The sequence below is a fragment of the Mucilaginibacter antarcticus genome (assembly GCF_042686155.1).
Lineage (GTDB): Bacteria > Bacteroidota > Bacteroidia > Sphingobacteriales > Sphingobacteriaceae > Mucilaginibacter > Mucilaginibacter antarcticus.
This window is the reverse complement of the sequence record NZ_JBHUON010000053.1, coordinates 1-764: the sequence shown is the minus strand read 5'-3', so window position 1 is coordinate 764 and position 764 is coordinate 1. Positions and strand designations below refer to the sequence as shown.

Annotated in this window: 2 protein-coding genes; both read left to right on the top strand. The window is 46.1% G+C overall.

All coding sequences use genetic code 11. The annotated features are described in order from the left end of the window. The first annotated feature begins 39 nt into the window (after window positions 1-39). Window positions 40-324: an IS66 family insertion sequence element accessory protein TnpA gene (tnpA, locus tag ACFSYC_RS19615; protein WP_377130568.1), complete on the top strand. Its 285-nt coding sequence runs from the start codon at window positions 40-42 to the stop codon at window positions 322-324. Next, window positions 324-659 carry an IS66 family insertion sequence element accessory protein TnpB gene (gene tnpB, locus ACFSYC_RS19610; RefSeq protein WP_126874057.1) on the top strand — a complete coding sequence of 112 codons (336 nt, stop codon included), beginning with the start codon at window positions 324-326 and terminating at the stop codon, window positions 657-659. The genes tnpA and tnpB overlap by 1 nt, the downstream gene beginning before the upstream one ends. The last annotated feature ends 105 nt before the right edge of the window (window positions 660-764 follow it).

The following is a 764-nucleotide window of genomic DNA, read 5'->3' as shown; positions in this document are numbered from 1 at the left end:
AAATAGTCCCCGTAGATTTTACTCACGGAGACTTAATCGATGGCAACAAAAAGACGTACACGCGAGCAATGGCAGGTATTGGTTGATAAGCAAGCAGCAAGCGAACTGACAGTCAGTGAATTTTGTGCACAGCATGCGTTAACAGTATCAAACTTCTATCTGTGGCGTAAAAAACTGAGCGATGATAGCCAATCGCTTGCGCAGCAAGATAACTGGCTTGCCTTTGATATGCCAGCAAGTGCGAACCAGAGCGCAGGCTCTGCCTGGGAGATTGAACTGGCATTACCCGGTGGTGTGGTGCTTCGGATGAACCGGGCTGCCTGATGTTACCCTTATCCAATGGGCGTATTTGGCTGTATACCGGTAATACCGATATGCGCAAACAGTTTGATGGGCTGGCGGCACTGGTACAGGGCAAACTGGGGATGCAAGCGCATTGTGGTGACTGGTTTGTGTTTATCAATAAACGCCGTACCCAGCTCAAGGTGTTGTATTACTACCAGGGCGGTTATTGTTTGTGGAGTAAACGGTTAGAAAAAGGCACCTTCGCCAAAGTCACTGACGGTACAGCAAAAACACCATTAAACAGTGCTCAGTTACAGTGTTTGATTGATGGCATTTACTGGCAAAAAGACAAACAAAACAGGCGATTTAATTGACTGATTTTGTTATAATTTACGCCATGAAAACACATTCTATTAGTCACCTTTCACCGTCTGAAATTGAGGCTGCCTTTGCTCATCAAGCTGAGGAGATTGCGCAAC